Annotated in this window: 24 protein-coding genes; 19 read left to right on the top strand and 5 right to left on the bottom strand. The window is 33.8% G+C overall.

Annotated features, from left to right (window positions below; translation table 11 throughout):
• The 14 genes from secY (at window position 1) to NNL09_RS00950 (ending at window position 11,704) form a co-directional block, all read left to right on the top strand.
• Entirely contained in the window at window positions 1–1,338 is a 1,338-nt protein-coding gene (gene secY / locus NNL09_RS01015; protein ID WP_025666462.1) for a preprotein translocase subunit SecY, read from the top strand.
• Window positions 1,338–1,553 (top strand): translation initiation factor IF-1, encoded by a 216-nt coding sequence (gene infA / locus NNL09_RS01010; RefSeq protein WP_008613577.1) that lies wholly within the window; start codon window positions 1,338–1,340, stop codon window positions 1,551–1,553. The genes secY and infA overlap by 1 nt, the downstream gene beginning before the upstream one ends.
• 118 nt (window positions 1,554–1,671) lie before the next feature.
• The gene (ykgO, locus tag NNL09_RS01005; protein WP_013621733.1) at window positions 1,672–1,788 is read left to right on the top strand and encodes a type B 50S ribosomal protein L36; all 117 of its coding nucleotides are present in this window, start codon (window positions 1,672–1,674) and stop codon (window positions 1,786–1,788) included.
• Window positions 1,789–1,790: 2 nt separating this feature from the next.
• Window positions 1,791–2,165 carry a 30S ribosomal protein S13 gene (gene rpsM, locus NNL09_RS01000; RefSeq protein WP_025666463.1) on the top strand — a complete coding sequence of 125 codons (375 nt, stop codon included), beginning with the start codon at window positions 1,791–1,793 and terminating at the stop codon, window positions 2,163–2,165.
• A gap of 8 nt (window positions 2,166–2,173) precedes the next feature.
• Entirely contained in the window at window positions 2,174–2,557 is a 384-nt protein-coding gene (rpsK, locus tag NNL09_RS00995; RefSeq protein WP_025666464.1) for a 30S ribosomal protein S11, read from the top strand.
• Between the two features lie 133 nt (window positions 2,558–2,690).
• Window positions 2,691–3,296, top strand: coding sequence for a 30S ribosomal protein S4 (gene rpsD, locus NNL09_RS00990; protein WP_196910656.1), 606 nt, complete (start codon window positions 2,691–2,693; stop codon window positions 3,294–3,296).
• A gap of 23 nt (window positions 3,297–3,319) precedes the next feature.
• Complete coding sequence (locus NNL09_RS00985; protein ID WP_024770856.1) at window positions 3,320–4,312, top strand: DNA-directed RNA polymerase subunit alpha; 993 nt, start codon at window positions 3,320–3,322, stop codon at window positions 4,310–4,312.
• Between the two features lie 63 nt (window positions 4,313–4,375).
• Window positions 4,376–4,855, top strand: coding sequence for a 50S ribosomal protein L17 (gene rplQ / locus NNL09_RS00980; RefSeq protein WP_025666466.1), 480 nt, complete (start codon window positions 4,376–4,378; stop codon window positions 4,853–4,855).
• Window positions 4,856–5,063: 208 nt separating this feature from the next.
• Entirely contained in the window at window positions 5,064–6,179 is a 1,116-nt protein-coding gene (carA, locus tag NNL09_RS00975) for a glutamine-hydrolyzing carbamoyl-phosphate synthase small subunit (protein WP_109097916.1), read from the top strand.
• A 185-nt stretch (window positions 6,180–6,364) separates the two neighbouring features.
• A complete protein-coding gene (gene eno / locus NNL09_RS00970; RefSeq protein ID WP_025666468.1) occupies window positions 6,365–7,654 on the top strand; it encodes a phosphopyruvate hydratase in 1,290 nt (429 codons plus the stop codon).
• Window positions 7,655–7,829: 175 nt separating this feature from the next.
• Window positions 7,830–9,116: a citrate synthase gene (locus NNL09_RS00965; RefSeq protein ID WP_196910655.1), complete on the top strand. Its 1,287-nt coding sequence runs from the start codon at window positions 7,830–7,832 to the stop codon at window positions 9,114–9,116.
• A gap of 202 nt (window positions 9,117–9,318) precedes the next feature.
• Window positions 9,319–10,281, top strand: coding sequence for an arginase (locus NNL09_RS00960; RefSeq protein ID WP_025666470.1), 963 nt, complete (start codon window positions 9,319–9,321; stop codon window positions 10,279–10,281).
• Between the two features lie 36 nt (window positions 10,282–10,317).
• Complete coding sequence (gene ctlX, locus NNL09_RS00955) at window positions 10,318–11,226, top strand: citrulline utilization hydrolase CtlX (protein ID WP_035096406.1); 909 nt, start codon at window positions 10,318–10,320, stop codon at window positions 11,224–11,226.
• A gap of 67 nt (window positions 11,227–11,293) precedes the next feature.
• Window positions 11,294–11,704, top strand: coding sequence for an Rrf2 family transcriptional regulator (locus NNL09_RS00950; protein WP_025666472.1), 411 nt, complete (start codon window positions 11,294–11,296; stop codon window positions 11,702–11,704).
• A 14-nt stretch (window positions 11,705–11,718) separates the two neighbouring features.
• On the opposite strand, the gene NNL09_RS00945 is transcribed toward NNL09_RS00950, so the two are convergent.
• Entirely contained in the window at window positions 11,719–12,363 is a 645-nt protein-coding gene (locus tag NNL09_RS00945) for a chromophore lyase CpcT/CpeT (RefSeq protein ID WP_025666473.1), read from the bottom strand.
• Between the two features lie 346 nt (window positions 12,364–12,709).
• Here NNL09_RS00945 and argS point away from each other — a divergent pair, with 346 nt between their 5' ends.
• The 4 genes from argS (at window position 12,710) to NNL09_RS00925 (ending at window position 17,593) form a co-directional block, all read left to right on the top strand.
• A complete protein-coding gene (gene argS, locus NNL09_RS00940; RefSeq protein ID WP_196910654.1) occupies window positions 12,710–14,488 on the top strand; it encodes an arginine--tRNA ligase in 1,779 nt (592 codons plus the stop codon).
• A 148-nt stretch (window positions 14,489–14,636) separates the two neighbouring features.
• On the top strand, window positions 14,637–15,104 hold the full coding sequence (locus NNL09_RS00935) for a GNAT family N-acetyltransferase (RefSeq protein WP_025666475.1): 468 nt from the start codon (window positions 14,637–14,639) through the stop codon (window positions 15,102–15,104).
• A 238-nt stretch (window positions 15,105–15,342) separates the two neighbouring features.
• Entirely contained in the window at window positions 15,343–16,671 is a 1,329-nt protein-coding gene (gene ffh / locus NNL09_RS00930) for a signal recognition particle protein (RefSeq protein ID WP_074408983.1), read from the top strand.
• Between the two features lie 37 nt (window positions 16,672–16,708).
• Window positions 16,709–17,593 (top strand): bifunctional 5,10-methylenetetrahydrofolate dehydrogenase/5,10-methenyltetrahydrofolate cyclohydrolase, encoded by an 885-nt coding sequence (locus NNL09_RS00925; RefSeq protein WP_196910653.1) that lies wholly within the window; start codon window positions 16,709–16,711, stop codon window positions 17,591–17,593.
• Window positions 17,594–17,961: 368 nt separating this feature from the next.
• On the opposite strand, the gene NNL09_RS00920 is transcribed toward NNL09_RS00925, so the two are convergent.
• The 3 genes from NNL09_RS00920 to rho form a co-directional block, all read right to left on the bottom strand.
• A complete protein-coding gene (locus NNL09_RS00920; RefSeq protein WP_196910652.1) occupies window positions 17,962–19,116 on the bottom strand; it encodes an SH3 domain-containing protein in 1,155 nt (384 codons plus the stop codon).
• A gap of 606 nt (window positions 19,117–19,722) precedes the next feature.
• The gene (gene msrA, locus NNL09_RS00915) at window positions 19,723–20,394 is read right to left on the bottom strand and encodes a peptide-methionine (S)-S-oxide reductase MsrA (RefSeq protein WP_196910651.1); all 672 of its coding nucleotides are present in this window, start codon (window positions 20,392–20,394) and stop codon (window positions 19,723–19,725) included.
• Between the two features lie 145 nt (window positions 20,395–20,539).
• Window positions 20,540–22,183: a transcription termination factor Rho gene (gene rho, locus NNL09_RS00910; RefSeq protein ID WP_025666480.1), complete on the bottom strand. Its 1,644-nt coding sequence runs from the start codon at window positions 22,181–22,183 to the stop codon at window positions 20,540–20,542.
• 202 nt (window positions 22,184–22,385) lie between these two features.
• Here rho and NNL09_RS00905 point away from each other — a divergent pair, with 202 nt between their 5' ends.
• Window positions 22,386–22,796: a DUF4293 domain-containing protein gene (locus NNL09_RS00905; protein WP_025666481.1), complete on the top strand. Its 411-nt coding sequence runs from the start codon at window positions 22,386–22,388 to the stop codon at window positions 22,794–22,796.
• Between the two features lie 57 nt (window positions 22,797–22,853).
• On the opposite strand, the gene NNL09_RS00900 is transcribed toward NNL09_RS00905, so the two are convergent.
• Window positions 22,854–23,348 (bottom strand): metallophosphoesterase, encoded by a 495-nt coding sequence (locus tag NNL09_RS00900; RefSeq protein ID WP_196910650.1) that lies wholly within the window; start codon window positions 23,346–23,348, stop codon window positions 22,854–22,856.
• Between the last annotated feature and the right edge of the window lie 7 nt (window positions 23,349–23,355).

Below are 23,355 nucleotides of genomic sequence, written 5' to 3'. Positions count from 1 at the left end.
ATGAAATTTATTGACACAATAAAAAACATTTGGAAAATCGAAGAACTAAAGAATAGAATCTTAGTTACACTTGGATTACTTTTAGTATATCGATTTGGGGCGCAAATAGTACTTCCAGGAATAGATGCTTCAGAATTAGCAAACCTGGGAACACAAACTCAAGATGGTTTGTTGGGATTACTTAACGCGTTTACAGGAGGAGCTTTCGCTAACGCTTCAGTATTTGCATTAGGTATTATGCCATATATATCAGCCTCAATTGTAGTGCAGTTAATGGGAATAGCTATTCCTTATTTACAAAAACTACAAAAAGAAGGAGAAAGTGGTAGAAAAAAGATTAACCAAATTACACGTTGGTTAACTATTGCTATTACTTTGGTTCAAGGACCAGGATATATCTATAATCTGTTTGCAACGCTTCCGGCAGAAGCTTTTGTGATTCCTAATCAAACAGTTTTTGTTGTGTCTTCTGTAATCATTATATCCACAGGTTGTATTTTTGCCATGTGGTTAGGTGAAAAAATTACAGATAAAGGTATAGGTAATGGTATCTCTCTCTTAATTATGGTGGGTATTATTGCTACCCTACCACAATCATTTGTGCAGAACTTTGCATCAAGAACTTCAGGAGATGGAGGAGGAATGATTATGGTATTGATAGAACTGGTTATCTGGTTTGTAATTATATTAGCATCAGTATTGTTGGTAATGGCGGTACGTCAAATACCTGTTCAATATGCTAGAAGAACAGCTGGAGGAGGATACGAGAAGAATGTTTTTGGATCTCGTCAGTATATACCTTTAAAATTAAATGCTTCAGGGGTAATGCCTATCATTTTTGCTCAGGCAATTATGTTTGTGCCTGCCGCTGTAGCTGGTTTGTCAGATTCAGAAACCTCTCAAGGTATTGCTGCAGCATTTAGCGATATTTTTGGGTTTTGGTATAATGTTTTGTTTGCAGTATTGATTATCATCTTTACATATTTTTATACAGCTATCACGGTGCCAACGAATAAAATGGCAGACGATTTGAAACGTAGTGGTGGTTTTATTCCTGGTATTCGCCCAGGAAGTGAAACATCAGAATATTTAGATAAGATCATGTCTCAGATCACATTGCCAGGGTCAATATTCTTGGCGCTAATTGCAGTATTTCCTGCGATAGCAGTTAAATTGTTGAATGTACAACAAGGTTGGGCATTGTTTTTCGGAGGAACTTCTCTACTTATTATGGTAGGTGTAGCTATCGATACAATGCAACAGGTTAATTCATACTTGTTAAATAGACATTATGATGGATTAATGAAAACTGGTAAAAACCGTAAAGCAGTAGCATAATGGCAAAACAACCGGCAATAGAACAAGACGGAAGTATCATCGAAGCATTATCAAATGCAATGTTTCGTGTAGAACTAGAAAATGGTCACGTAGTGACAGCTCATATATCTGGTAAGATGCGTATGCATTACATTAAATTATTACCAGGAGATAAGGTGAAGTTAGAAATGAGTCCTTATGATTTAACTAAGGCTCGTATAACATATAGATACTAAATAATTAAAGAATATTGTAAATTAAGATTTTTTGTGTAATTTTGCAGGCCGAAAAATCTTGTTACTGATATCTTCCAAAAGATATAATTTGTATGTTTTGGAAACTAAAAACAAAGAGATGAAAGTTAGAGCATCAATAAAAAAGAGAAGTGCCGAGTGCAAGATTGTGCGTAGAAAAGGCCGACTTTACGTAATTAATAAAAAGAATCCTAGATTTAAACAAAGACAAGGGTAATTATGGCAAGAATTGCAGGGGTAGATATACCTAAACAAAAGCGAGGAGTTATAGCATTAACCTATATCTTCGGAATTGGTAGAAGTAGAGCTAAAGAAATTTTAGAAACTGCCAAAGTAGATGAAAGTGTAAAAGTTTCAGATTGGGATGATGACCAAATAGGTCGTATCCGTGAAGCTGTTGGAGCCTATACCATTGAAGGAGAATTACGTTCTGAGGTACAGCTAAACATCAAGCGTCTTATGGATATTGGATGTTATAGAGGTATCCGTCATAGAGCTGGTTTACCACTTAGAGGGCAACGCACTAAGAACAATTCTAGAACACGTAAAGGAAGAAGAAAAACAGTTGCTAATAAGAAAAAAGCAACTAAATAATAAGTAGTATGGCAAAGTCAACTTCAAAAAAACGTAAAGTAATTGTTGAATCTGTAGGAGAAGCACACGTAACAGCTTCTTTTAACAACATAATTATTTCGTTAACAAATAAAAAGGGAGACGTTATTTCTTGGTCTTCTGCTGGTAAAATGGGTTTTAGAGGTTCTAAGAAGAATACTCCTTATGCTGCCCAGTTAGCTGCAGAAGATGCTTCTAAAGTAGCTATCGAAGCTGGACTTAAGAAGGTGAAAGTATATGTTAAAGGTCCTGGTAATGGTAGAGAATCAGCAATACGTTCTCTTCATAATTCTGGTATTGAAGTTTCAGAAATTATCGATGTTACTCCAATGCCGCACAATGGATGCCGTCCTCCTAAAAGACGTAGAGTATAAATTTTATCCCGAATTTTAACTTCGGGATCTTTTTATATATAAATAACAATAAGTAAATCTAAATTAGGAATATTGATTATCGAAGGAAAGAGACCTTAATTCATAATCATCCTAAGTAACTAAATTATTAATAATGGCAAGATATACTGGTCCAAAAACTAAAATCGCTCGTAAATTTGGTGAAGCGATCTTCGGAGACGATAAGTCATTCGAAAAAAGAAATTACCCACCGGGACAACACGGAAATAACAGACGTAGAGGAAAGAAAAGTGAGTATGCTATTCAGTTAATGGAAAAGCAAAAAGCGAAGTATACGTATGGAGTATTAGAGCGTCAGTTCCGTAACATGTTCGAAAAAGCAACACGTGCTCAAGGAATTACGGGTGAGGTATTACTTCAACTTTGTGAATCTCGTTTGGATAATGTAGTATTCAGAATGGGATTAGCAAATTCTCGTAGAGGAGCAAGACAATTAGTTTCTCACAGACACATAACTGTTAACGGACAACAAGTTAACATCCCTTCGTACCAATTAAAAGCAGGAGATGTTGTTGGAGTAAGAGAAAAATCAAAATCATTAGAAGTAATTCAAAACTCACTAGCTAATAATAGCAAAGTGTATGAGTGGATTACGTTCAATAATGATACTAAAGAAGGTACTTTTGTATCTGTTCCGGGAAGAATTCAGATTCCGGAAAATATCAATGAACAATTCATCGTCGAATTATACTCTAAGTAATAACTCAAAGAAGAAACAATAACATGGCAATATTAAATTTTCAGAAGCCCGATAAAGTTATCATGATCGACTCCACAGAGTTCGATGGTAAATTTGAATTTAGACCATTAGAACCTGGGTACGGATTAACAGTTGGTAACGCTTTGCGAAGAGTTTTGCTATCTTCTTTAGAGGGATTCGCTATAACTTCTCTTAGAATAGAAGGTGTAGATCATGAGTTCTCTACGATCTCTGGAGTAGTAGAAGATGTTACCGAGATTATCTTAAATCTTAAGCAAGTACGTTTTAAGCGTCAAATAGAAGATATAGATAATGAATCTGTTACAATCTCTATTTCGGGTCAAGAGCAATTAACTGCTGGTGATTTTCAGAAATTTATTTCTGGATTCCAGGTGTTAAATCCTGATCTTGTAATCTGTAACATGGATAAAAAAGTAGCACTTAACCTAGAAATTACTATCGAAAAGGGTAGAGGTTATGTTCCTGCTGAAGAAAATAAGAAAGCTAATGCTCCTATTGGAACCATTTTTACAGATTCTATTTACACTCCAATTAAAAATGTTAAGTATAGCATTGAGAACTATCGTGTAGAGCAAAAAACAGATTACGAAAAATTAGTTTTCGAAATTGTAACAGACGGATCTATTCATCCTAAAGATGCATTAACCGAAGCTGCTAAAATATTAATCCATCACTTCATGCTATTCTCTGATGAGCGTATTACATTAGAAGCTGATGAAATTGCACAAACAGAAACTTATGATGAAGAATCACTTCACATGAGACAGTTGTTAAAAACTAAATTGATCGATATGGATCTTTCTGTACGTGCACTTAATTGTTTAAAGGCTGCAGAGGTAGATACTTTAGGAGATCTGGTATCTTACAATAAAAATGATTTAATGAAGTTCCGTAACTTTGGTAAGAAATCTTTAACAGAACTTGAAGAATTAGTGAATGTTAAAGGACTTAACTTCGGTATGGATCTTTCAAAATACAAATTAGATAAAGACTAACTCATCATAATTTGCTCTCTGCACGAGGCGGATTGAGCAAGATGATGATTAAAATAAAATGTCATGAGACACGGAAAGAAAGTAAATCATTTAGGAAGAAAAACAGCGCATCGTAAAGCAATGCTTGCAAATATGGCTTGTTCCCTAATTGAACATAAAAGAATCAATACTACAGTTGCAAAAGCAAAAGCGCTTAAGCAGTTTGTAGAGCCATTAGTGACAAAATCTAAAGAAGATACTACACATAATCGTCGTATCGTATTCAGTAGATTGCGTAATAAATACGCGGTTACAGAATTATTTAGAGATGTTGCTGCTAAAGTAGGAGATAGACCAGGAGGATATACAAGAATCATAAAACTTGGTAATCGTCTTGGGGATAATGCAGATATGGCTATGATCGAATTGGTAGATTACAATGAGCTGTATAATGCTGGTAAGCCTGCTAAGAAGAAAGCTAGAAGAAGAGGTGGTAAAGGGAAAAAGGCTGAAGCCGCTCCTGTAGCACCGGCAACAGAAACTACTAGCTCTGAAGAAGAATAAATGAAAAATGCGAATTGCACATAATAATAAAAGGATAAACGTTCGTCGTTTATCCTTTTTTTTTGAATAATTCTAAAAAAGTTGATTTCTGTTAAAACAGAAATTGTACAGTCAAATAAAGTTGAAAATGATGAAATAAACATAGTAACTAATCAGAATGAATACTGTGTGAATTTTGTCAGACCATTAAAAATAATAGATATAACAAATGAAATATCAATCTCGAAAAAAAGCAATTCTTTTATTAGCAGATGGTACAATTTTTCATGGCAAAGCTGTGGGAAGAGAAGGTAGCGCTTTTGGTGAAGTGTGTTTTAATACTGGTATGACAGGGTATCAGGAAATTTTTACAGATCCATCGTATTATGGGCAGTTAATGGTGGCTACCAATGCACATATAGGTAATTATGGAACTAATGAAAACGAAATAGAATCAGACTCTATTAAAATTGCAGGTTTGATTGTTAAGAACTTTAGTTACGAATATTCTCGGGATAGGGCCGATAGTTCTTTACAAGAATTTTTAGAAAAACATAATCTCTTAGCAATTTCTGATGTAGATACGAGAGCATTAGTGAGTTATATTAGAGATAATGGAGCAATGAATGCTGTAATCTCTACAGAAGTTGATGATGTAGATAAACTAAAAAAAGAACTTGCAGCGGTTCCTGATATGAATGGTTTAGAACTAGCTTCAAAAGTTTCTACCACAGCACCTTATTTTGTAGGTGATCCTAATGCTACTTATAAGATTTCAGCTTTAGATATAGGAATAAAGAAAAATATACTACGTAACCTTACAAGCCGAGATGCATATGTAAAAGTATTCCCGTATAATGCTACATTCGAAGAAATGAGTGGATGGGAACCAGACGGATACTTTCTTTCTAATGGTCCTGGTGATCCAGAACCGTTAACTCAGGCAATTGCAACAGCAAAAGAGATTCTTGAAAAAGACTTACCACTATTTGGTATCTGTTTAGGGCATCAGGTGATAGCATTAGCTAATGGAATAAGTACTTATAAAATGCATAATGGGCATAGAGGAATAAATCATCCGGTTAAAAATCTGATTACAGGTAAAGGAGAAATCACTTCACAGAATCATGGTTTCGCAATACGTAGAGAAGAAACAGAAGCACATCCTGATGTAGAAATAACTCATGTGCATCTTAATGATGATACCGTTGCAGGAATCAAAATGAAAAATAAGAACTGTTTTTCTGTACAATACCACCCAGAGGCTAGTCCGGGACCTAATGATTCAATCTACTTGTTTGATCAATTTATCGAGAATATTAAAAAAACAAAAATCACAGCATAATATAACGGTAGCTTAGTAACTTTTGATTCTTTTTGATAAAACTTTAATCTATAACGTTATAGTTGATAACTTGATCGTTATATCACGGATTCTGTGGTAAATTATGGTTTTTTTGAAGGGTCTAAAGTATACTGGTTTTGTATATTGCGAAGAATTAAAATTATCCAACAAAATAAATTAAAAACATGAGTGTAATTATTAATATTCACGCTAGACAAATCTTAGATTCACGTGGTAACCCAACTGTAGAAGTAGACGTGATTACCGAAAACGGTATTTTAGGAAGAGCTGCTGTTCCTTCTGGGGCCTCTACTGGAGAACACGAAGCCGTAGAACTACGCGATGGCGGTGCAGCATATATGGGTAAAGGAGTTCTTAAGGCTGTCGAAAATGTAAATACAATAATTGCTGAAGAGTTATTAGGATATTCTGTATTTGATCAAAATTTATTAGATCAGACTATGATCCAGTTAGATGGCACTTCTAACAAATCAAAACTTGGTGCTAATGCAATATTAGGAGTTTCGTTAGCAGCAGCAAAAGCAGCAGCAAACGAATTGGGAATGCCACTATATCGTTATGTTGGAGGAGTAAGTGCTAATACGCTACCAGTGCCAATGATGAATATTATCAATGGAGGTTCGCATAGTGATGCTCCAATAGCATTTCAGGAATTTATGGTTATGCCAGTAAAAGCCAAAAACTTTACACATGCCATGCAAATGGGAACCGAGATCTTTCATAATCTTAAAAAAGTATTACATGACCGAGGTCTGAGTACTGCTGTAGGTGATGAAGGAGGATTTGCTCCAGCATTAGATGGAACAGAAGATGCTTTAGATTCAATTGCCCTTGCAGTAGAGAAAGCTGGATACAAATTTGGAGATGAAATTATGGTTGCACTAGATTGTGCGGCAGCAGAATTTTTTGTTGATGGTAAATATGACTATACAAAATTTGAAGGCGATAAAGGAGTAATACGCACAAGTGAAGAACAAGCTGATTATCTTGCAGAGCTAGCTTCAAAATACCCAATTATTTCTATAGAAGATGGTATGGATGAGAACGATTGGGAAGGATGGAAATATCTTACAGATAAAGTAGGGGATAAAGTTCAATTGGTTGGTGACGATTTGTTTGTTACTAATGTAGAACGACTTTCAAAAGGAATTGAAAATGGTATTGCCAATTCAATACTAATTAAAGTTAATCAAATAGGAACTCTTACCGAAACTATTGCGGCTGTAAACATGGCGCATAATGCAGGGTATACTTCTGTTATGTCACACCGTTCTGGTGAAACAGAAGATAATACTATTGCTGATCTGGCTGTTGCTTTAAATACAGGGCAAATCAAAACAGGGTCAGCCTCTCGTAGTGATAGAATGGCAAAATATAATCAATTACTTCGTATTGAAGAAGAGTTGGGAACCATTGCTTATTTTCCAAAAGAAAATGCGTTTAAGGTAAAGTAATAGAAATTATCAATAGAGTATAAAGCGACTATCTAATTAGGTAGTCGCTTTGTTTTTTATATAATTTTGAAAATGAGTTGTAAGGGTAAAAATGATCTTACGATTAATACTATGTTAACACTATATTTCGTAATTTAGCGATCCTACAATAACAGCAAAATTCTAAAATAATCAAATGTCAAAAATAGCTACGTTAGAAATCGACGGTAATAAATATGAGTTTCCGATAATAGAAGGAACAGAGAACGAATTAGGAATTGATATTAAAACACTAAGAGGGGTAACCGGAGGGATTACAACCATCGATCCTGGGTATAAAAATACCGGAAGTTGTGAGAGTGGTATTACATTTCTTGATGGAGAAAAAGGAATTTTAAGATACCGAGGATATTCTATAGAAGAATTGGCAGAAAAGGCAGATTTTTTAGAAGTGGCTTATTTATTAATTTTTGGAGAATTACCAACACAAGTAGAGCTAGAAAAATTTGATAGAGATATAAAAGAAGAATCTCATGTAGATGAAGATATGAAGAAGATCCTTGATGGATTTCCTAAAAGTGCACACCCAATGGGAGTGCTGTCTTCTTTAACCAATGCATTAATTGCTTTTAATCCAGGATCGGTAGATGTCGACTCGGAAGAAGAAATGTATAATGCTATTGTGAAAATACTGGCAAAATTCCCAGTACTCGCAGCTTGGACAATGAGAAAAAGAAAAAGTCTTCCACTAGATTATGGAGATAATTCTTTGGGATATGTAGAGAATTTACATAAGATGATGTTTGGAAGGCCTAATAAAGCTTATGAACCTAATAAACTTGTGTATGATGCATTGGATAAGTTATTGATACTTCATGCAGATCATGAGCAAAACTGTTCTACTTCTACAGTTAGAATTGTTGGATCTTCTCATGCAGGATTGTTTGCATCATTATCAGCAGGGATATCTGCATTATGGGGACCACTTCATGGAGGAGCAAACCAGGCAGTTATAGAAATGCTAGAGGCAATTAAAGCAGATGGGGGAGATACCGCTAAGTATATTGCTAAAGCCAAAGATAAAAGTGACCCTTTCCGTTTAATGGGATTTGGTCATAGAGTATATAAGAACTTTGATCCAAGAGCTAAGATTATCAAAAAATCAGCAGAAGAAGTATTAGGCGATTTAGGAATTGAAGATCCAGTTCTTGATATTGCTAAAGGACTAGCTAAAGTAGCCCTCGAAGATGAGTACTTTGTAGAAAGAAAACTATATCCTAATGTAGATTTTTACTCAGGTATTATTTATAGAGCTTTAGGTATACCAACAGAAATGTTTACTGTGATGTTTGCTTTAGGGAGATTACCAGGATGGATAGCTCAATGGAAAGAGATGAGACTTCGTAAAGAACCGATTGGAAGACCAAGACAAATATATGTTGGTGAAAACTCCAGACCTTTTGTGGAAGTAGAAAATAGATAAAAGTTTGATATTTTAAAATACAAAGGCCTTACATTATAATTAATAGTAGTAAGGCTTTTTTATTTTATCTTTATACCCCTCTAAAGAGAGATAGATTATTAAAATTAGTTACGAATTCATGACGAATTCAATAAATATATTGAATAAAGATGTTTTAATTGTAGCATATTTCTAAAAGCAATTAAAAACAGTAGCATAAGTAATGAAAGAAATTAAATTAGTTAAAAATAGATCGGATATTGGCGCAGGAACAAGAGGTTCTGATCTGGGAGTTGATGCAATAGAAATTGCAGCTATTAATAAAGATGATGATTATTTTAATCTGTATCCCTATGAAAATGTAGAAACAGAAAATGAAACGATATACAATAAAGTAAACAATTCATTTGCTAAGCGAATAGGGAGTGTGCTTAATGTATGTACCCGACTAAGTAATAGCGTATCAAGAAACCTAAAAGAAGATATATATCCAATTGTATTATCAGGAGATCATTCATCTGCCTTAGGTACAATTAGTGGGATAAAGGCAGCTTTTCCAACCAAAACATTGGGAGTGGTATGGATAGATGCTCATGCCGATGTGCATTCGCCATATACATCACCTTCTGGAAATATTCATGGAATGCCTTTGGCAGCAGCACTTTCTAATGATAATTTGAGTTTTAAGATCAATGAAGTGTCAGAAGAGACAGTTGATTTGTGGAACAAGATGAAAAACATTGGTATCGAAGGGCAAAAGATAGAACACCAAAATATCGTGTATTTTGGCGTGAGAGATACAGAAGAACCAGAAGAAGGAGTAATCGCAGAAAATGGGATTAAAAATTATATGGTAGAAGAAATGCGCTACCGCGGTTTTGAACAATGTTTAGAAGAAGCAATTCAAAGATTAGAATCCTGTGATATGATATATGTCTCTTTTGATGTTGATAGCATGGATTGTGATTTGATTTCTAAAGGAACAGGAACACCTGTTTCTAGAGGATTTGATATTGATGAAGCGATTCGTATTATTCAAGCATTCGTAAAAACAAAGAAAACTGTTTGTTTTGAGGTAGTAGAGGTTAATCCTACACTAGATAATAAAGGAAATAAGATGGCAGAAGCTGCTTTTGATGTGTTAAAAGCAACAACAGCAACTATTACAGAAAAAATGATAAATTAAATTTATTTGAAAAAACAAATAACCAATACGATAGTAATGATTCGCCCTGTTCAATTTAGGATGAATGAACAAACGGCTGTAAATAATTACTATCAGGAAACTACAGGTATAGATACAGAAACTGCTAATATTAAAGCTCAACAAGAGTTTAATCAATTTGTAAAAGTATTAAGAGAGGCTGGGGTACACGTAATTGTAATTGATGATGATCCCCAAAATGATACTCCTGATTCTATTTTTCCTAATAATTGGGTGTCTTTTCATGAAAATGGAGATGTAGGGTTATATCCGATGTTTGCTGTAAATAGAAGAAAAGAACGCAGGCCCGAAGTTTTAGACCAATTAGAAGTGTCTGGTTTTGAGATAAGTAATATTATAGATTATACCGGCGCTGAAGATGAAGGGGTGTTTCTTGAAGGTACAGGTAGCCTGGTATTAGACAGAGTAAATAGGAAAGCATATTGTGCATTATCTCCTCGAGCAGATGAGGATTTGTTTATAGAGTTTTGCGAAGATTTTGAATATACACCCGTTATCTTTACAGCGTATCAAACGGTTAATAAAAAACGATTGCCAATATATCATACCAATGTAATGATGGGAGTAGGAGAAACATTTGCAGTTGTATGTCTGGAATCTATAGATGATAAAAAAGAACGCAAAAACCTTGTTAATCATCTAAAAAATGATGGTAAAGAGATTGTTGCAATTACTGAAAATCAAGTGAATAACTTTGCGGGTAATATGCTCCAAGTTGTTGGTTTGGGAGATAAGCGTTATATTGTCATGTCATCTGCGGCGTTTAAGAGTCTAACTAAAGATCAAATTACCAGGATAGAAAAGCATTGTGCAATTCTTCATAGCGATCTCAATACAATCGAAACGTTAGGCGGAGGGAGTGCACGTTGTATGATGGCAGAAGTTTTTCTTCCGAAAAGTTTGTAGTTCTATAAGCTGTAGTTAAAACTTCAAACTTAACCAGTAACTATAAATTACAGAAATCAATTAAAGTATGCTTTCGAAAAAAACTAAATATGGCTTAAAGGCACTTACTTATATTGCGAAAAAGAGATGTGATGATCCTGTGTTAATCTCAGAGATTGCATCTAATGAGAATATTTCTCAAAAGTTTTTAGAGAGCATTCTATTAACACTAAGAAAAACAGGTTTTTTAGGATCTAAAAAAGGAAAAGGAGGAGGGTATTATTTGATTAAAGAGCCAAAAAATATCACAATGGCGTCTGTAATTAGAGTTTTAGAAGGACCAATTGCTATGGTGCCTTGTGTGAGTCTTAATTTTTATGAAAAATGTGACGATTGCCCCGACGAAGATAAATGTGCGGTGCATAGCGTTATGATTGAAGTGAGAGATAGTACATTAAAAGTTCTGGAAAATAAAACATTAGCAGATTTTGTTAAGTAATTATAAAATGATCTTTACTTACCAATTCTTTTGTATTTATAAGGTCCTTTGATTTTGCCCCATACTTGTTTTCCGCTGTTGTTATATCCTTTGGTCCATATGGATATCTTATCTTTACTAACTACATAGGTACTCATAATGTAGTCGATATAATCAATATTATTGTTGCAAGAACCCTTACCTGTTTTACCAGAATATATTGTCGAAGTTTTTTTCTTAAAATATACTTGACATCCGGTTTTTATTTCTAGACTATCCAAAGTTAATCTATCAAAGAGTTTGGTTGAAGGTCTGCCAGAGAATTCAGCATTAATTAAATCAGCACTATGGTTCTTTACACTAATGATTTTATAACTTGTGCTTTTGATAGTCGAAGAATCTAATCGTTCGTAGTTTAATATCGTCTGATTGTATACATGATGATCTCCTTTAGCGTCTGATACTTCAGAATATACCCAATATCCAGGCTTGTCTTTCCAGATTCTAATATTAATTAAGTTAAGATGGGCAAAACTAGAATCATTTTCTGCTTGTTCTTCATTAGAAAATTCACCAATTAATAATGCTACCAAATTGTGTAATTCGAGATCTTTTACAGGATTAGAATTGCAGGATGAAAATAATGTTGATAGAAAAATAATTAGTAAAAATTGCCTCATATAGTTGTTTTAATAAATATAAAAAAAATACGAAAAAAAATGCAATTAATCGATAAAACTTAGCGTTTTATCCTAGTAAAATTGATTTAGCTTTGCAATTTTGCAGATCGAAACCCTAAATACAAAATAATGAATAGTTAGTATTGATGTCATAAATAATCAATCTATTTATGTTGGTACAACAAGGAAGAACGATTTTGCAATTTGCTTTCTAATTTAACTCAGGGGATTTTTTGTGCGAGTTATTGACTAGTGTTTTTTTATGTACAATATAATGAAATGATGTGAAAACACGTAGTGTCGCTGTGTAATTTCTATTATCTTTGCATCTTAATTTTTTAAGAAGATGAGTTTACAACAAACCATTTCAGAAAAAGTAAAAGAAGCAATACAACAATTGTATAGTGCTGATCTGGAATCTGTAGAATTACAAGCCACCCGAAAAGAATTTGAGGGAGATATTACTGTAGTAGTATTTCCGATGCTTCGAGTAGTTAAAGGAAACCCTGTTCAGATAGGAGAATCCATAGGGAAGTATTTGGTAGAGCATATAAAAGAAATTGATGCCTATAATGTAGTTAAAGGATTTCTAAATCTAGTAATTTCGGATTCATATTATCTTAATTTTTTTGCAAAAATCAAAAATATTGAAGGTTATGGTTTTGTAACACCTTCAGCAGAAGATAAAGCAATTATGGTAGAGTATTCCTCACCTAATACAAATAAGCCTCTGCATTTAGGACATGTTAGAAATAATCTTTTAGGATATGCTGTAGCAGAAATTATCAAAGCTAGCGGTAAAAAAGTATATAAAACCCAAATTATTAATGATAGAGGTATACATATTTGTAAATCTATGTTAGCCTGGCAAAAATATGGAGATGGAAAAACACCAGAATCTACGGGGTTAAAAGGAGATAAATTGGTTGGAAATTATTATGTGAAATTTGATAAAGTCTATAAAGATCAAATTGCTGAGTTAATTTCTGCAGGTAAAACAGAAGAGGACGCAAAAAAGGAAGCTCCGATCTTGGTAGAAGCCCAAGAAATGCTTCGTAAATGGGAAGCAGGAGACGAAGAAGTGGTGAAACTTTGGGAAATGATGAATGGTTGGGTGTATGATGGTTTTGATCAGACCTATAAGACTTTAGGAGTAGATTTTGATAGCTACTACTATGAAAGTAATACATATCTTCTTGGTAAGGATAATATCGAAGATGGATTGGCTACAGGTGTATTTTTCAAAAAAGAAGACGGGTCAGTATGGTGTGATCTAACCGATGAAGGTCTTGACGAAAAAATAGTATTGCGTAGCGATGGTACTGCAGTATATATGACTCAGGATATAGGAACAGCAATACAGCGTGTTAAAGATAACCCTGATATAGGAGGGATGATATATACTGTAGGGAATGAGCAAGATTATCATTTTAAGGTGTTGTTTTTAATTTTGAAAAAATTAGGATATGACTGGGCACAATATTTACATCATCTAAGTTATGGTATGGTTGATTTGCCTAGTGGTAAAATGAAAAGTAGAGAAGGAACGGTAGTAGATGCTGATGATTTAATTACTCAAATGGCAACGACTGCTGGTGAAATTTCTAAAGATCTGGGTAAGTTAGATGGCTATACAGAAGATGAAAAAGCAGAAATTTACCGTACTATAGGTCTTGGGGCATTAAAATATTTTATTTTGAAAGTAGATCCCAAAAAACGTATTCTTTTTAATCCCGAAGAATCGGTAGATTTTCAAGGAAATACAGGGCCATTTATACAATATACCTATGCGCGTATTCAAGCAATTCTACGAAAAGCAGATTTTGATTATGACATCCCTATAGTTGATATAACGTTACATGAAAAGGAGAAGGAACTTATTAAACAATTAGAGCTTTATCCAGAAATTATTCAGAATGCTGCGAATGAACTTAGCCCAGCCATAGTTAGTAATTATACTTATGACTTGGTAAAGAGTTATAATTCGTTTTTTCAAAATGTATCTATATTCGGAGCAGATACAGATCAGGAAAAAATATTTAGAGTTCAAATTTCTAGTCTGGTGGGTAAAACTATTAAATCTGGATTTAAACTTTTAGGGATTAACGTTCCCGAAAGGATGTAGTTTTAGATATAGGTGTAAAACTTTAGGATCGATATTTTTTGCTTTAAAAAGAGAAGGATATCGATTTTTTATTCCTTTTGTCTAAAGTATAAAATAAAAATCAATAGTAAATACTATATTAAATCATCTGTTTTTTTATTTTAGTAAGATGAAGTGCCAAATATCAAGAGCAACAGATCAGGATTTACCGTTGATGCAACATTTGTTTTATCAAACGGTTATTACGTATGGTTCTATGGTATTTACAAAATCAGAAATTAAAATTTACTCTCGATTGGCCATAAACAAAGCATATTGGCAAAATAAATTTAGTAAAGACTTTATTTATAATGCCAAGTTAAATGGTGAAATTGTTGGTTCTTTTTCTATGGACCCAAAAGGAAATATTGAGTATATATTTGTTCATATGAATTATCATGGGCGAGGTATTGCTAGTGAATTGTATCGTACTATCGAAGAAATAGCAAAAGAAACAAATATAAAAACATTAACTACGCAAGTTAATATGTTAACCCGTTCGTTTTTCCAGAAAAATGGCTTCGAAATTATAAAAAATGCTTCAAAAGTCGTTGGAGGAGAGGAAGTAATAAGTTATAGCGGTGTAAAACATCTCTAAAAACTAATATCTAAAACCAAATCATAGTATGTAAATGATTTTTAGTTTTTTAAGGTAAAATAATGTGTGAAATCGTATACTAATCTTGTCTTTGGCGACACAAAATTACATGTGATACTGTATTGTTTGATTGTGATTCTGTAATTCTATAATTCCATCCTTTATTTATACACTTCAAATCCTTAAATTTGCACCGATCTATCGATAAAGGTAGTGTTTTCAAAATACAAGAAAATATATGTTTGATAATTTAAGTGATAAGCTAGATAAAGCTTTACATATTCTAAAAGGTCATGGGCAGATAACAGAAGTAAATGTTGCAGAGACACTTAAGGAAGTGCGAAGAGCATTAGTTGATGCCGATGTAAATTATAAAATTGCTAAAGAATTTACTTCAACAGTAAAAGAAAAAGCATTAGGCCAAAATGTTTTAAAAAGCCTTAAGCCAGGGCAATTGATGGTGAAACTTGTCAAGGATGAATTAACAGAATTGATGGGTGGTGATGTTGTAGAGGTTGATTTATCGGGTAAACCATCTGTTATTTTGATGTCAGGATTACAAGGTTCTGGTAAAACTACTTTTTCGGGAAAACTTGCTAATTTTCTTGCAACTAAAAAAACTAAAAAACCACTTCTTGTTGCTTGTGATGTATATAGACCTGCGGCGATAGATCAATTGCACGTAGTTGGAGAGCAGATTAACGTAGAGGTTTTTAGTGATAGAGGCAATAATGATCCGGTTGCTATTGCCAAAGCTGGTGTAGCACATGCAGAAGCAAATGGATTTAATGTGGTTATTATTGATACCGCAGGGCGTTTGGCTGTAGACGAAGTGATGATGACCGAGATAGCAAATATTCATAAAGCCGTTACTCCTAATGAAACCTTATTTGTTGTTGATTCTATGACAGGGCAGGATGCAGTTAATACTGCAAAAGCTTTTAATGATGTCCTTAACTTTGATGGAGTAATTCTAACTAAGCTTGATGGTGATACCCGAGGTGGAGCAGCAATATCTATAAAATCGGTTGTTGATAAACCTATTAAATTTATTGGTACCGGGGAGAAAATGGAAGCCATCGATGTGTTCTATCCTTCTCGTATGGCAGATCGTATTTTGGGGATGGGAGATGTAGTATCTCTGGTAGAGCGTGCTCAAGAACAGTTTGACGAAGAAGAGGCAAGAAAATTACAAAAGAAAATTGCCAAAAATCAGTTCGGATTTGATGATTTCTTAAAACAAATTCAGCAGATTAAGAAAATGGGTAATATGAAGGATTTGATCGGAATGATCCCTGGAGCGGGGAAAATGATGAAAAATATGGATATCGATGATGATGCGTTTAGACATATTGAAGCGATTATACATTCTATGACACCAGAAGAACGATCAAAACCACAAATTATAAATTCTAGCAGAAAGAAACGTATTGGTAAAGGTTCGGGAACATCGATACAACAAGTAAATCAGTTGTTAAAGCAATTTGATCAAATGAGTAAGATGATGAAGATGATGCAAGGTGGCGGAGGAAAACGAATGATGCAGATGATGGGTAAAATGAAATAATTATAATTTTTTGGGGAATAACAGGTAATTTAGGTACATGGAAATATTAGATGGAAAAAAAGTAAGCAACGATATTAAAGATGAAATAGCTGTTGAGGTTCAGAAAATGAAAGAACGTGGTGAAAAAGTGCCACATCTTGCAGCAGTTTTGGTGGGTAATGATGGTGCTAGTTTAACCTATGTGGGTAGTAAAGTTAAAGCCTGTGAACGAATAGGTTTTGAATCTACTTTGGTAAAGATGCCAGATACTACCAGTGAAATAGAACTGTTAGCTAAGATTAAAGAGCTTAATGAAGATGATGATATCGATGGTTTTATAGTGCAATTGCCATTACCTCCTCAGATTGATGAACAAAAGATACTTTTAGCGGTACACCCTGATAAGGATGTAGATGGTTTTCATCCCATGAATTTTGGAAGAATGGCGCTAGAGATGCCAGCTTTTATTTCTGCTACTCCGTTTGGTATTTTAGAATTATTAGAACGCTACAATGTAGAAACTAAAGGAAAACATACTGTAGTAATTGGTCGAAGTCATATTGTGGGTAGACCAATTAGTATCTTAATGGGAAGAAAAGGTTCTCCTGGTAATTCTACAGTAACATTAACCCATAGTCATACCAAAAATATTGAGCAAATCATTGCTCAGGCAGATATTGTTATTTCTGCTTTGGGAGTTCCTAATTTTTTGAAAGCTGAGATGGTGAAAGAAAATGCGGTTGTTATTGATGTTGGAATTACAAGAGTTTCTGATGAATCCAGCCCAAAAGGATATAGGATTGTTGGGGATGTAGATTTTGAAAATGTAAGTAAAAAAGCATCTTTTATTACTCCCGTTCCTGGGGGAGTAGGGCCAATGACAATAGCGATGTTGCTTAAAAACACATTATTAGCAAGAGAAAGACACCAGAATAACAAATAATTTTGATTTGTTATGATCTCTGAGAAAATAGATATCCAGCATGACAATTATAAAGAGTGTTAAGAAGGACTAGATTCTGTATTAAAAAAGCTTGATATCGATGTGGTTTTTCTATACTATGTTTGAAATCTTCAATTTTAATGCTTTTAATCACTTAAATATTTTAATCTAATATAATACATAATTAGTACCTAAAAAGCCAGTACATATGATCATATGTACTGGCTTTTTAGGTATGTAAGAATTTCCTTCTGAAAAAAAATCCTTATCGTATTTATATATAAACGCCAGAACTCATAAAGTCCTGGCGTTTATTATATATGTTACATTTATATTTTGGTGATTATAAAATGTATGTAATCGTATTCTTAGTTTGCGTTAAATTTCTCTGCAGAGATGTTGTCATCAGCACTACCAGTGCTATATCCACCTCCACTAGGAAGAAGATCTAATGCTAAATTATAAGAAGGAACGTTGATACCTTTAGAAGTTTTAACAGTGTTAAAATCTAAGATTTGCTGACTATGCTCATATAATGCATTCTTAGTAAAAGTTCCGAATTTTTTACCATTCTTAGTAGTTTCTTTCCATTCCTTACCATATGCAATTTTAAGGTAGTATTCTCCTTCTGGAATGTTTCTTATAAACTGAGTAGCATTAGAGTTGATATACGTTATACGTACTAACTGGTCATCAGCTTTGGTTTTACCCATTTTGTACATCTTAATAACAACTTCTGTATTTTTTCCTACTTTAATTTTTAGGTAGTTATCTAACTTATAATCAAACTTACCTTTAAAGTTAAATGATTTTGGAGTTGCACCAGACTTATATGTCTTTTTCTCCCAGCTAGAGTATTTATCTTCTCTAGATACTTCTATAGAAGCAGCTTTAGGAGAGCTCGTATTCGAACTAGAACCATAAGATGGTGTTGTAGATTCGATAGGATTAGAGGCTACATTCGAACCTCTTGCAGCTCTTCTGTTAGCTTCTTCTACCGCTTTTCTTGTTTCTTCTGTGTCTGCAAGAGCTCGTTGTGCAGCAACATCTTTTGATCGTTTTGCTGCTTCTGCATCTGCAATAGCTTTTGCTGCAGCTGCTTCTGCTTCTCTTTTTAGACGTTCTGCGTCAGCAATTGCTTTTCTTGCTGCTTCTTCTGCAGCTTTTTTGGCAGCTTCTGCCTGTGCAATTGCTCGTGCTGCTGCTTGTTTTGCAGCTTCTCTTTTTGCTGCTGCTTCTTGAGCAGCTCTTTCTGCATCTGCAATTCGGCTATCCTCGGTTAATAGCTTACTAAGTACAAATCCGTTCATTTTCTTGAACTGTATTGCACTCCATTCTCCGTAATTAGAGCTCATTACATACACCTGAGTTCCTTGAGGAACCTCGGCGATGGTATTAAATTGTAGGCCTGGACCACTTCGAACTTCTAATTTATTAGAAGACATTAAGTATTGCCCATCCTGAGCATGAGCAGACGAGAAAGTAATCACCAAAAGCAGAATAAATGTAAAAATAGACTTCATATCGCTTGTTTTAAGTAGATTGGGTTATAATTCAAATTTAATATTACTATTTCTTTAATTAAAAATTTATAAAAAAACATAATTTACCGTCAAAAATCGATCTTCAAAAAAGGTGCCAAAAATATTTTAGCTCTAATTTCTTCTTTTAATACAATCTAATAAACATTAAAAGAATTACAATTTTTTAAAGAACAATTTGATCTGTAATGATTTGTTTTTCAATAAGTTAATGTGTTTTTGCTCTAGCAAAACTTCAATACTTTCGATTAAAATACTGAAAAGAAAACCATTAAATCAGACTCAAAAGTAATGTTTTAATATGAAAAACACAACTTGTTTTCATTTTATTTCAATAAAAATAACAATTTATTTCCATCATTTTGTGTTTTTCAACGATTTTTTTTGACAATACAACCGATTTAATTGTGATTTTTAGATAGCATTGTCGGTTTTGTAAGTCATGTGTTATAGATATATGTAAATGTGAAAAATGTTTAATTTGATAAGTACAAGGCTCTATCCTGTTTTAACATAGGTTTAACAAGGGGTTTGCGCGCTTTAATTATAATGTCAAACCCTATACTTAGATTCATATGTGAACAAATTTTAATGTTTTTCTTTAATAAGATTAGGGAATTTTGCTTGAAATCTTTTTAATCTGGGAACAGATATATTACGTATGTAGGGGTTGCCTGGATTTCTTTTTTCATAATCCTGATGATAAGCTTCTCCTTCCCAGAATTTTTGAAATGGCAACACTTCTGCTGCGATTCTTCGGTTTAGTTTTTTACCTAATGCTTCTTTCTTGTCTTCAATTATTTTTTTCTGCTCTTCGTTTTGGTAAAAGATAATCGATCTGTATTGTGAGCCATGATCTGGGCCTTGTCCATTAACTTGAGTTGGATTTTGTGATCCAAAATATACATCTACCAAAGTTGAGAAAGAAACAATTTTTGGGTCATAAATGATTTCTACAGCTTCGGCATGTCCTGTTCGCCCAGTATTACTTGATTGGTATGTTGGGTTTTTGGTATGGCCTCCTGAGTAACCAGAGATAGATTCTTTAACGCCTTTTACGCTTTCGTAAATAGCTTCGACACACCAAAAACATCCACTGGCAAAATAAGCTCTTTCTATACCGTCGACAGGTTTAACTCTCACTGCTGTGATGTTTTCGTTTTTTGTGACTTCTTTTTTATTATTAACTGATTGACTATTACTTTGACAGCTCGAGAATAATAAAACAGCACTCCATATTATATATAGTATATTTTTCATGATATATTAAGTTTTAACACTTGGTCAATTTCTTCTTAGAAAACTTTCAGTTTATTTATTAAAAGTGATAAAATAATATGATAATGCAAAGGCGGCTATCAATTAATATTGATAGCCGCCTTCGATATTTATTATAAATGTATTGTTATCCGTTCATAGAAATAAGGAACTCGTCATTATTTCTTGTTTGCTTAAAACGTTCATTAATAAATTCCATTGCTTCTACTGGGTTCATATCTGCAAGATATTTTCGCATTACCCACATTCTTTGAATAGTAGTTTCGTCTAATAGAATGTCATCTCGACGAGTACTAGAAGATGTAAGGTCAATAGCAGGGAAAATTCTACGATTAGAGATTTTACGATCTAATTGTAGTTCCATGTTACCAGTTCCTTTGAATTCTTCAAAGATTACTTCATCCATTTTAGAACCTGTTTCTGTTAATGCTGTTGCGATAATAGTTAATGAACCTCCATTTTCTATGTTACGTGCAGCACCAAAGAAACGTTTTGGTTTGTGTAAAGCATTAGCATCTACACCACCACTTAATATTTTTCCACTAGCAGGTTGTACTGTGTTGTATGCTCTGGCTAGTCTTGTGATTGAATCTAATAGAATGACTACATCGTGACCACATTCGACTAATCTTTTTGCTTTTTCCAATACGATGTTAGCTACTTTTACATGCTCGTTAGCTTCTTTGTCAAAGGTAGAAGCAATTACTTCTCCTTTTACATTACGCTGCATATCTGTAACTTCTTCAGGTCTTTCATCTATAAGAAGGATCATTTGGTATACTTCGGGATGATTTGCTGCAATAGCATTAGCAACATCCTTAAGTAGCATGGTCTTACCTGTTTTAGGTTGTGATACTATCATACCACGTTGTCCTTTTCCGATAGGAGCAAACAAATCCATTATCCTGGTAGAGATTGTACTTTGTCTTTCTGCAATATTAAATTTTTCTTGCGGAAATAGGGGAGTCAAATGCTCAAAAGAAACTCTATCGCGAACTACTTGCGGATCAAGACCGTTGATTTTATTTACCTTAATAAGAGGGAAATATTTTTCACCTTCTTTAGGAGGTCTTACTTGCCCTAATACAGTATCACCTGTTTTAAGTCCGAAAAGTCTGATTTGCGATTGTGATACATAGATATCATCTGGAGAAGAAAGATAGTTGTAGTCACTAGATCTTAAAAAGCCATATCCATCTTGCATAATGTCTAATACGCCTTCACTTTCGATTATAGCATCAAACTCAAAATCTGGTTCTTTATATCGATTTCTATTGTCTCGATTTCCGTTCTCCTTTTTATTAGCGTTATTAGGATTGTTACTTCGAGATTTATTTTGTTGAGACTTATCATTACCTCTGTTTCGATTGTCCTTTTTATCGTCTCTATTTTGGTGAGGTTTGTTTTTTTTATCGGTGTTTTCTTTCTCTTTAGAAACAGTTTCCTCTGAAGGAAGCGGTTTGGTCACTTCGCTTTTTTGTTCTTTAGGAGCTTTGTTGTCTTTTTTGGCAGGATTTGTAGGTCCGTCTGGTTTGCGAGCACGGGGCCTTCTTTGGCGAGCATTGGGTTTGGGTTTTTCAGAATCTGTTTTTTCTGAAATATCCTCAGCTACGACTTGCTTTACCTTATTAGGATTTGTGGCTTGATAATCTAGTATTTGATATACTAAATCTAATTTTTTTAAGGTACGAAACTTAGGTACATTAAGGTTTTTTGCAATTTCTTGCAATTCAGGAAGCTTTTTTGCTTTTAATTCGGAAATCTCTAACATTTATATTTGTTATATAATTTTACGTTTTAGGTATAAATTTTCTAAAGAAGAAATCTAGGAAAATTTTATTTTCGAAGGTAAGTAACCTTAGTTGAGAAGGTTACAGGTTTTGTGCTGCAAGTATACGACTTTATTTTTAATTTTTTACACATATTTATAAAAAGAAACTCTTATTTTTGCTTTTCTCTAAGGAAAAAAAATAATGTTACAACGAATTCAAACCATATACCTTTTATTAGCTGCTGCAGTTTCTGGAGGGCTTTGTATGTATTTACCTTACGGGATAGATGCTAATGATGTAGCACTTTATGCTAAAGGAGAATTATTTCTTTTAGGAATGTTTTTGGGATCAGCGATTTTATCTCTGATTTCGATTTTTTTATTTAAAAATAGAAAGCTTCAATTTGTATTGGGGCGTATCAATATCTTATTAAACTTTATTTTACTAGGAGTATTTGTTTATTGGTCACTAACGGTATCTGGAGAAACTCAGGTTTCAGAGAAAGGTATTGGGATGATCATTCCTGTTATTTCTATCGTTTTATTAGTAATGGCCAATAAGGCTATTAAGAAGGATGAGAATCTTGTAAAATCTGTAGACCGATTACGATAAACCTAAAATCTTAGTAGTATTAGTGCGTTAAAACCCGGAGTATGCCAACTCCGGGTTTTATTTTTTTCCTAATTCGATTACTTCCAGGTTTTCGATATTACCAGAATCTAGTGTAAACCTAAGCATTGTTCTTACTTTGTGAAACCCATGTTTGCCTGCTGCGCCGGGATTCATATGTAATACCCCATTTTTTTTATCGGGTATTACTTTTAGAATATGTGAATGACCACAGATAAATAATTGAGGAGGGTTTGATTTAATCTCATCTCGAGTGTTTATATTGTATTTTGGGGGATACCCTCCTATGTGAGTGATCCATACAGAGACTCCTTCGCAATTAAATCTTTGGTGTAAGGGATAGGTAGTCCGGGCTTTATCATCATCGATATTTCCGTATACGGCCCTAAGAGGTTTTAAAGCTTCGATAGCATCGGTTACTTTAAGATCACCGATATCTCCGGCATGCCAAATTTCGTCGGCTTCATCAACATAATGCAATATGCGAGAATCGATATAACTATGGGTGTCGCTAAGTAGAAGTATTTTTTTCAAAATCGAA

The sequence above is a fragment of the Aquimarina sp. EL_43 genome (assembly GCF_943422735.1).
In the GTDB taxonomy this organism is placed as follows: Bacteria; Bacteroidota; Bacteroidia; order Flavobacteriales; family Flavobacteriaceae; genus Aquimarina; species Aquimarina megaterium.
This window is presented reverse-complemented; position numbering and strand designations above follow the sequence as displayed.